Origin of the sequence: Pseudomonas sp. Sample_16, from assembly GCF_004307665.1 — a bacterium.
Lineage (GTDB): Bacteria > Pseudomonadota > Gammaproteobacteria > Pseudomonadales > Pseudomonadaceae > Aquipseudomonas.
The window spans coordinates 19,662-28,715 of sequence record NZ_RCOB01000134.1; the positions used below are offsets into that span (position 1 = coordinate 19,662).

Annotated in this window: 6 protein-coding genes and 1 pseudogene; 2 read left to right on the plus strand and 5 right to left on the minus strand. The window is 60.5% G+C overall.

What is annotated here, in order from left to right; all coding sequences use genetic code 11:
- Positions 1-47 precede the first annotated feature (47 nt).
- Positions 48-1,238, minus strand: coding sequence for a benzoate/H(+) symporter BenE family transporter (locus D8U69_RS18095; RefSeq protein WP_130906148.1), 1,191 nt, complete (start codon positions 1,236-1,238; stop codon positions 48-50).
- Between the two features lie 357 nt (positions 1,239-1,595).
- Between D8U69_RS18095 and D8U69_RS18100 the strand changes: the two genes are divergently transcribed.
- Positions 1,596-2,360 carry a GntR family transcriptional regulator gene (locus D8U69_RS18100; RefSeq protein WP_130907839.1) on the plus strand — a complete coding sequence of 255 codons (765 nt, stop codon included), beginning with the start codon at positions 1,596-1,598 and terminating at the stop codon, positions 2,358-2,360.
- Between the two features lie 221 nt (positions 2,361-2,581).
- Here D8U69_RS18100 and guaD read toward each other — a convergent pair whose 3' ends face one another.
- The 4 genes from guaD to xdhA all read right to left on the minus strand — a co-directional run bounded on the left by guaD (position 2,582) and on the right by xdhA (position 8,723).
- Positions 2,582-3,886 (minus strand): guanine deaminase, encoded by a 1,305-nt coding sequence (gene guaD / locus D8U69_RS18105; RefSeq protein ID WP_056856975.1) that lies wholly within the window; start codon positions 3,884-3,886, stop codon positions 2,582-2,584.
- Between the two features lie 8 nt (positions 3,887-3,894).
- Positions 3,895-4,737: a xanthine dehydrogenase accessory protein XdhC gene (gene xdhC, locus D8U69_RS18110; protein ID WP_056856976.1), complete on the minus strand. Its 843-nt coding sequence runs from the start codon at positions 4,735-4,737 to the stop codon at positions 3,895-3,897.
- A gap of 139 nt (positions 4,738-4,876) precedes the next feature.
- Entirely contained in the window at positions 4,877-7,276 is a 2,400-nt protein-coding gene (gene xdhB, locus D8U69_RS18115) for a xanthine dehydrogenase molybdopterin binding subunit (protein ID WP_130907840.1), read from the minus strand.
- Positions 7,269-8,723, minus strand: a complete 1,455-nt coding sequence (gene xdhA / locus D8U69_RS18120; RefSeq protein WP_056856978.1) for a xanthine dehydrogenase small subunit — start codon at positions 8,721-8,723, stop codon at positions 7,269-7,271. The genes xdhB and xdhA overlap by 8 nt, the downstream gene beginning before the upstream one ends.
- Before the next feature lie 263 nt (positions 8,724-8,986).
- Between xdhA and D8U69_RS18125 the strand changes: the two are divergent.
- A pseudogene (locus tag D8U69_RS18125) lies at positions 8,987-9,054 on the plus strand (GntR family transcriptional regulator); the annotation flags it as partial.

Sequence of the window (9,054 nt, forward strand, 5' to 3'; positions counted from 1 at the left end):
TGATGAACCGTTCGCTGTAGGAGCGAGGCTTGCCCGCGAAAGCGCCCTCAAACCTTGCGCCAGTTCAGAATCAGCAGCGTCACGACCCCCGCCACAATCCCCCAGAATGCCGAACCAATGGAAAACAGCGTCAGCCCCGACGCCGTGACCATGAAGGTAATCAGCGCCGCCTCACGTTCCTTCACTTCGCTCATGGCAATGCTCAAGCCATTGATGATCGAGCCGAACAACGCCAGCGCGGCTATCGACAACACCAGTTCCTTTGGCAGCGCCGCAAACAGCGCTGCCAGTGTCGCGCCGAATACCCCGGCAATCCCGTAGAAAATCCCGCACCAGACAGCGGCGGTGTAGCGCTTGTTGCGATCCTCGTGGGCATGCGGCCCGGTGCAGATGGCCGCGCTGATCGCCGCCAGGTTGATGCCGTGGGAGCCGAACGGCGCCAGCAGCAGCGAAGCGATACCGGTGGTGGTAATCAGCGGCGAGGCTGGTACGTTGTAGCCGTCGGCGCGCAGTACGGCGATACCGGGCATGTTTTGCGAGGTCATCGCCACCACGAACAGCGGAATGCCGATGCTGATCGTTGCGGCCAGGGAGAAGTGCGGGGTGGTCCAGACCGGCGTGGCCACTTCCAGGTGGAAACCGCTGAAATCCAGCAGCCCCATGAACCCGGACAACGCTGTACCGATCAACAGCGCGGCCAGTACTGCGTAACGCGGTGACAGGCGCTTGACCAGCAGATAAGTGACAAACATGCCCAGGACCAGCGCCGTGCGATGCTGGGCGGCGACGAAGATCTCGCTGCCGATCTTGAACAGGATGCCCGCCAGCAGCGCGGCCGCCAAAGAAGCCGGAATCTTTTTGACCAGGCGTTCGAAGCTGCCGGTGAGACCGCAAATCGTCACCAGCACGGCACAAGTTATATAGGCGCCGATGGCTTCGCCGTAGGACACGCCGCCCAGGCTGGTGATCAGCAGGGCGGCGCCCGGGGTCGACCAGGCAATCGTGATGGGCGTGCGATAGCGCAAGGACAGGCCGATCGAGCACACTGCCATGCCAATCGAGATCGCCCAGATCCACGATGAAATCTGCCCGCTGGTCAGGCCGGCCGCTTGCCCGGCCTGGAACATCAGCACCAGTGAACTGGTGTAGCCAGTCATCATCGCGATGAACCCGGCGACGATGGCCGATGGTGACGTATCGGCCAAGGGGCGTAGCTGAGTGTGCGTGGCGTCGGTCATGACGATGGTGTTCCTTGGTTCAGAGGACTATGTCCGAGGCCACCCGGTCCCTGTAGGAGCCGAGCTTGCTCGCGATGACGGCGTGTCAGTCGACAGTGTTTTCGAAAATGAAATCGCTATCGCGAGCAAGCTTTGCTCCTACGGGGGCGTGTGCGGGCTGCGGATTCTGTGATCAAGCCTAAACTCAAACGTAATGGATCGTTGCGATACAGCGGATGTGACAAACAGCCGTACAGTCGTGTTGCCACCATCCATTGTGTACAATCGCAGTGTTTTTTACGCGATACTTGCCAGCGACCCACTGTGCCGTATTACAGTCACGGTCAATTCGCCGCAGTTCTTCCGACTCGAGTGCCCATGAACGAACAGTTGCAACCCCTAAAGAAACAACCGCGAGCAGGCAAAGCCGGCCGTAGCGGTACCCAGGACGATATTGTCTACGCGCATATCTTCGAGGCCATCCTCGAACAGCGTCTGGCGCCCGGCACCAAGTTGAGCGAAGAAGCGCTGGGGGAAATTTTCGGGGTCAGCCGCACCATCATTCGCCGCGCCTTGTCGCGCCTGGCCCATGAAAGCGTGGTGCTGTTGCGTCCGAACCGCGGTGCCGTGGTCGCCAGCCCGAGTGTCGAAGAGGCTCGGCAGGTGTTCATGGCCCGCCGTCTGGTGGAGCGAGCGATTACGGAATTGGCGGTCCAGCACGCCACCGCCGAGCAGATCGCCGAGTTGCGCCAAATGGTCAACGACGAACGCGACAGTTTTTCCCGTGGCGATCGTGGTGCCGGTATCCGTCTGTCGGGTGAGTTCCACCTGAAACTGGCCGAAGCGGCGAAAAACGCGCCGTTGATCAGTTTCCAGCGCAGCCTCGTGTCGCAGACCTCGCTGATCATTGCCCAGTATGAAAGCGGCAACCGATCCCACTGCTCTTATGACGAGCACACGCAGTTGATCGATGCCATCGAAGCGCGCAATGGTGAACTGGCGGTAGACCTGATGATGCATCACATGGATCACATCGACAGCAAGCTCAACCTCGATGAGGAAAGTGCTTCGGATGACCTGCATGCGGTGTTCTCGCACTTGTTGCAGACCAAGAAGCCAGGGCGAACGACTGCCAAGCTCTGACTTCCTGATACTGATCGTTCCCACGCTCTGCGTGGGAATGCCTCAATGGACGCTTCGCGTCCGCTTCGGCAGGAACGCGGAGCGTCCCGGGCTGCATTCCCACGCGGAGCGTGGGAACGATCAAATCGCTGGCAAGCCAGCTCCCACAGGGACCGAGCTGAAACGCAAATTGTCTGGATCGTTCCCACGCAGAGCGTGGGAACGATCATGCACGCAATGCCTTAGCGCTGATGCACCAGATTCCCCGCCGCATAGGTCTGCAACACCGTCCGGTCATCCCCCAGCGTCATCAACACAAACAACGTTTCGGCGATGTTATTGGCCTGCTTCAGGCGATAGCCCAGCAGCGGCGTGGCGTTGTAGTCGAGCACCAGGAAGTCGGCGTCGGTACCCGGTTGCAGATTGCCGATCTTGTCTTCCAGGCGCAATGCGCGGGCACCGCCGAGGGTGGCCAGGTACAGCGACTTGAACGGGCTCAGGCGCGCACCTTGCAGTTGCATGACCTTGTAGGCCTCGTTGAGGGTTTGCAGCAGCGAGAAACTGGTGCCGCCGCCGACATCGGTGCCGATGCCGACATTGAGTTTGTGCTTCTCGGCCATCGGCAAATTGAACAGGCCGCTACCGAGGAAGAAGTTCGAAGTCGGGCAGAACGAGATGGCCGAACCGGTTTCCGCCAGGCGCGCGCACTCTTCATCGCACAGGTGCACGCCGTGGGCGAACACCGAGCGTTCACCGAGCAATTGGTAGTGATCGTAGACGTCCAGGTAGCCCTTGCGCTCCGGGAACAGCGCCTTGACCCACTCGATTTCCTTGAGGTTTTCGCTGATGTGGGTCTGCATGTACAGATCCGGGTATTCGCTCAGCAACTGGCCGGCCAGGGTCAGTTGTTCCGGGGTGCTGGTCGGGGCGAAGCGTGGAGTCACGGCGTAGTGCAGGCGACCCTTGCCGTGCCAGCGCTCGATCAACGCTTTGCTTTCGAGGTAGCTCGATTCAGCGGTATCGGTCAGGTAGTCCGGGGCGTTGCGGTCCATCATCACCTTGCCGGCGATCATCCGCAGGTCGAGCTGCTCGGCCGCTTCAAAGAACGAGTTCACCGATTGCGGATGTACGCTGCCGAAAACCAGTGCCGTCGTGGTGCCGTTGCGCAGCAATTCCTTGATGAAAATGTCCGCGACTTCGTCGGCATGGGCCTTGTCGGCGAACTGGCTTTCGCACGGGAAGGTGTAAGTGTTGAGCCAGTCCAGCAATTGTTCACCGTAGGCACCGACCATGCCGGTTTGTGGCAGGTGGATGTGGGTGTCGATAAAGCCGGGGGTAATCAACGCGTCCTGATAATGGGTGATTTCGATGTCTGCCGGCAGCGTCGGCAGCAAATCACTGGCGTGGCCAAGTGCGCTGATTTTGCCGTTATCAACCACCAGCAAGCCGTCCTCGAAATATTCATACGAGGCTTCGATGCCAACGATGGCAGGGTCGGCGATGCTGTGCAGGATGGCGGCGCGGTAGGCTTTGCGAGTCAGTGGCATGAGCGTTCTCAATGGGAGGCTTGGCTGCGGCGTGACGCAGGCAGCAGTTTGGCAATCGATCCGGCGCTGGCGGTGTGCTGGCCGAAGTTCGCGTTGTAAGTGGCGATGATCTCGCCGGCGATGGAGATGGCGATTTCCACAGGCAACTTGCCTTTGACTTCGCCGATGCCCATCGGGCAGCGCATGCGTTGCACGACGCTGCTGTCGAAGCCGCGATCACGCAGACGATGTTCGAACTTGACCCGTTTGGTCTTCGAACCGATCAGGCCGAAGTAGGCGAAATCGTTGCGCTTGAGAATCGCGGCGGTGAGTTCGAGGTCGAGCTGGTGATTGTGGGTCATGACGATGCAGTAGCTGCCGGCGGGCAGGTCGTCGATTTCATCCACCGGTTCTTCGGCAACGATCTTGCGAACGCCGTGGGGGATCTGCTCGGGAAACTCATCGTCGCGTGAGTCGATCCAGCGCACGCGGCAGGGCAGGCTGGAGAGCAATGGCACCAGCGCCCGGCCGACGTGGCCGGCGCCGAACACAGCGATTTGCGCTTGCACCTGGCCCATCGGTTCGAACAGCAAAACGGTGGCACCGCCGCAGCACTGACCAAGGCTGGCACCGAGGCTGAAACGCTCCAGATGCGTGTCCTGCTTGCCGCTGGCGAGCATCTCGCGAGCGATCTGCATGGCCTTGTATTCCAGGTGCCCGCCACCGATGGTGTCGAAGGCCTGACGGGCGCTGATGACCATCTTCGAGCCGGCATTGCGCGGAGTCGAGCCGAGCTCTTCGATGATCGTCACCAACACGCAGGGCTCACCCTGGTTTTGCAGGTCGGCGAGGGCGTCGATCCAGTTGTACATGTTTCACCTCGACATCTGTCTGTCAGATCGTTCCCACGCTCCGCGTGGGAATGCATCACTGGACGCTCCGCGTCCGCTGTTCAGGATGCGACGCGGAGCGTCGCCGGCTGCATTCCCACGCAGAGCGTGGGAACGATCATCAGAGCGAAGCCAGTTCGGTTTCAGCCTCAACAGCCTTCGCCGCCTTCAACTGGCGCATCTGCTCGCAACCCCACAACACCCGTTCCGGCGTCGCCGGAGCGTCGATCTTCGGTTGATGCTTGTAGTCACCCAGGCTCGCCACGGCGTCTTTGATCGCACACCACGCGGCGATGCCGAGCATGAACGGCGGCTCACCCACGGCCTTGGAATGGAACACCGTGTCTTCCGGGTTCTTGCGGTTTTCCACCAGTTTCACCCGCAGGTCCAGCGGCATGTCCGCCACGGCCGGGATCTTGTAACTGGCCGGGCCGTTGGTCATCAGCTTGCCCTTGTTGTTCCACACCAGCTCTTCCATGGTCAGCCAACCCATGCCCTGGATGAAACCACCCTCGACCTGACCAATGTCGATGGCCGGGTTCAACGACGCGCCGACGTCGTGGAGGATGTCGGTGCGCAGCATCTTGTATTCGCCGGTGAGGGTGTCCACCAGCACTTCGCAGCACGCCGCACCGAAGGCGAAGTAGTAGAACGGACGGCCACGGGCCTGGCTGCGGTCATAGTAGATTTTCGGCGTCTTGTAGAAGCCGGTGCTCGATAGAGATACCTGGGCGAAATAGGCCTGCTGTATCAACGCTTCGAAAGTCAGGATGTGGTCGCGAACCCGCACGTGGCCGTTGTGGAATTCGACGTCCTCTTCGCTGACCTTGTATTGGCGGGCGGCGAATTCCACCAGGCGTTGCTTGATGGTTTCGGCGGCGTTCTGCGCGGCTTTACCGTTCAGGTCGGCGCCACTGGACGCTGCGGTCGGCGAGGTGTTCGGTACCTTGTCAGTGTTGGTCGCAGTGATTTGCACGCGGTCCATTTCCACCTGGAACACTTCGGCCACGACCTGCGCGACCTTGGTGTTCAAGCCCTGGCCCATTTCGGTGCCACCGTGGTTCAAATGGATGCTTCCGTCGGTGTAGACGTGCACCAGGGCGCCCGCCTGGTTGAGGAAACTGGCGGTGAAGGAAATGCCGAATTTCACCGGGGTCAGCGCCAGGCCTTTTTTCAGGATCGGGCTGTTGGCGTTGTAGCGACGGATCGCTTCGCGGCGCTCGGCGTACTGACTGCTTTCTTCCAGTTCGGCGGTCATTTCCTCGAGCATGTTGTGCTCGACGGTCTGGTAGTAATGGGTAACGTTGCGCTCGGTCTTGCCGTAGTAGTTGGCTTTGCGCACGGCCAGCGGATCGAGGGCCAGATGCCGGGCGATGGCGTCCATTACTTCTTCGATGGCGACCATGCCTTGCGGGCCGCCGAAACCACGGTAAGCGGTGTTCGACGCGGTATTGGTCTTGCAACGGTGACCGTTGATGGTCGCATCACCCAGGTAATAAGAGTTGTCGGAGTGGAACATCGCGCGGTCGACGATCGAGGCCGACAGGTCTGGCGAGCAACCGCAGTTGCCGGCCAGTTCCAGGGCGATGCCGTGCAGGCGGCCGGTGCTGTCGAAGCCGACGTCGTACTCGACATAGAACGGGTGACGCTTGCCGGTCATCAGCATGTCTTCGACGCGCGGCAGGCGCATCTTGGTCGGCTGGCCGGTCAGGTGCGCGATCACCGCGCACAGGCACGCCGGGCTCGCCGCCTGGGTTTCCTTGCCGCCGAAACCACCGCCCATGCGGCGCATGTCGACGACGATCTTGTTCATCGACACGTCCAGCACTTCAGCCACCAGCTTCTGCACTTCGGTGGGGTTCTGCGTGGAGCAGTAGACGATCATGCCGCCGTCTTCGGTCGGCATCACCGAGGAGATCTGGGTTTCCAGATAGAAATGCTCCTGGCCGCCGATGTGCAGCGTGCCCTGGATGCGATGTTCGGCGGTGGCCAGCGCCGTAGCTGAATCGCCGCGCTGATGTGTGTGGCTGTCGAGCACGAAGTGGCGTTTGCGCAGGGCTTCAACCACGTCCAGCACGGGTTCCAGATCTTCGTATTCGATGATCGCGGCCATCGCTGCCTTACGCGCGGTATCCAGGTCTTTCGCGGCGACGGCGAGCACCGGTTGACCGACAAACTGCACATCGTCGATGGCCAGCAGCGGGTCACCGGGCAACAGTGGGCCGATGTCTTTCAGACCTGGCACGTCTTCGTGGGTGATGGCGATGCGCACGCCTTCGAAGGCATAGCAAGGCTGGGTGTCGATGCTGATGATTTTCGCGTGGGCACGGTCCGACAGGCGCGCGTAAACGTGCAACTGGTTGGGAAATTCCAGGCGATCATCGATGTACTGCGCTTCACCGGACACATGCTTGGCCGCGCTGTCGTGCTTGACGCTGCGACCGACACCGGTGGTCAGGTCCTTGGCGAACAGTTCAGCCAGTTCGGCCTGGGTCTTCTCTACGGCGTGATGATTAGACATAAGCGGTCACCCGAGTCTCGATGTGCGGTGTTTGCAGTTCGATGAAGTATTTGCGCAGCAGGTTTTGCGCGCTGAGCAGGCGATATTCCTTGCTGGCGCGAAAATCCGAGAGCGGCGTGAAATCTTCGGCCAGTGCGGTGCAGGCGCGTTCGATGGTGGCATGGTTGAACGGCGAGCCGAGCAGCGCCGCTTCACAGGCTGCGGCACGTTTCGGAATGGCCGCCATGCCGCCGAACGCGACGCGTGCTTGCGCGACGATGCCGTTTTCCAGGCGAATGTTGAAGGCGGCGCACACGGCAGAGATGTCGTCGTCCAGGCGCTTGGAGACTTTGTAGGCGCGGAACAGATTCTCGACGCTGGCGCGGGGCACGATGATCTTCTCGATGAACTCGCTTTCCTGACGCGCGGTCACGCGGTAATCGATGAAGTAGTCCTCCAGTGCCAGGGTACGGCGGGTTTCGCCTTTGCACAGAACGATTTGCGCGCCGAGGGCGATCAACAGCGGAGGCGAATCGCCGATGGGCGAGGCATTGCCGATGTTGCCGCCCAGCGTGCCCTGGTTGCGGATCTGCAAGGACGCGAAACGCTGCAGCAGTTCGCCGAAATCCGGGTATTCAGCCTTCAAGGCTTCATAGCAATCGGAGAGGGCGGTGGCGGCGCCGATTTCCAGGCGGTCGTCGAAACGCTCGATGCGCTTCATTTCGGCGACGTTGCCGACATAGATCATCACCGGCAGGGTGCGGTGGAACTGCGTGACTTCCAGCGCCAGGTCCGTACCGCCGGCCAGCAGGCGGGCCTGCGGGTAAGCATCGTAGAGGTCGGCCAGGTCGGCCACGGTCAGCGGTACCAGGCAGCGTTTGTCGCCGCTGTTGAGTTCGCCGATGTCGGTCGGTGCGATGGCTTTCAAGCGGGCAATGGTGTCCGCTTCACGCGCATCGAACTGATCCGGTTGTTTACCGCAGCAGGATTGTTCGGCGGCTTCGAGAATCGGCCGATAGCCGGTGCAACGGCAGAGGTTGCCGGCCAGGGCTTCGTGGGCTTTGTGGGAATCGGGCGCTTCGCTGTTCTTTTGCAGGGCGAACAACGACATCACGAAGCCCGGTGTGCAGAAGCCGCACTGTGAGCCGTGGCACTCGACCATGGCTTTCTGCACGCTGTGCAGTTCACCTTTGTGCTTGAGGTCTTCAACGCTGATGAGTTGTTTGCCATGCAGTGACGAAACGAACGTCAGGCATGAGTTGAGGCTGCGATAACGGATGTGTTCGCGACCGGTGTCATCCGTCTGCAATTCGCCGACCACCACGGTGCACGCGCCGCAGTCACCGCTGGCGCAGCCTTCTTTGGTGCCGGGCTTGCCCACATGGTCGCGCAAATAGTTGAGCACGGTCAGGTTCGGGTCCAGGGCGTGCTCGCTACGGAGTTCCTGGTTTAGTAAAAACTGGATCACGGAAGGCCTCACAGACTCATTATTGTTGTTAACCGATGTGACCGAATTTAGCAGGTCTGACTTTTCGGTCAATGATTTTCTGACTTAAAGGTCAGGAAAATGCATTTTGTCGACTCACAACTGTTTCTTCATTATTGACCCTCGCAGGCCAGCCTGCTTTTTGCTTGAATCGTGCCAAAACCCCCGCCAGGGCTGTGCGCCATGACGTATCAATTGCGCTACACTGCGCCGCTTGTGCAGATCGAACAGTTTGAAGGACAACCATGACGTTCAAGGCGCCGGACAGCCTCGCCGAGCAAATCGCTCACCACCTCGCCGAACGCATCATTCG

What these genes read in the sequence shown, in the direction of transcription:
- D8U69_RS18095 (WP_130906148.1), bottom strand. Translation starts at nt 1,238, where the DNA reads ATGACCGACGCCACGCACACTCAGCTACGCCCCTTGGCCGATACGTCA.
- D8U69_RS18100 (WP_130907839.1), top strand. Translation starts at nt 1,596, where the DNA reads ATGAACGAACAGTTGCAACCCCTAAAGAAACAACCGCGAGCAGGCAAA.
- guaD (WP_056856975.1), bottom strand. Translation starts at nt 3,886, where the DNA reads ATGCCACTGACTCGCAAAGCCTACCGCGCCGCCATCCTGCACAGCATC.
- xdhC (WP_056856976.1), bottom strand. Translation starts at nt 4,737, where the DNA reads ATGTACAACTGGATCGACGCCCTCGCCGACCTGCAAAACCAGGGTGAG.
- xdhB (WP_130907840.1), bottom strand. Translation starts at nt 7,276, where the DNA reads ATGTCTAATCATCACGCCGTAGAGAAGACCCAGGCCGAACTGGCTGAA.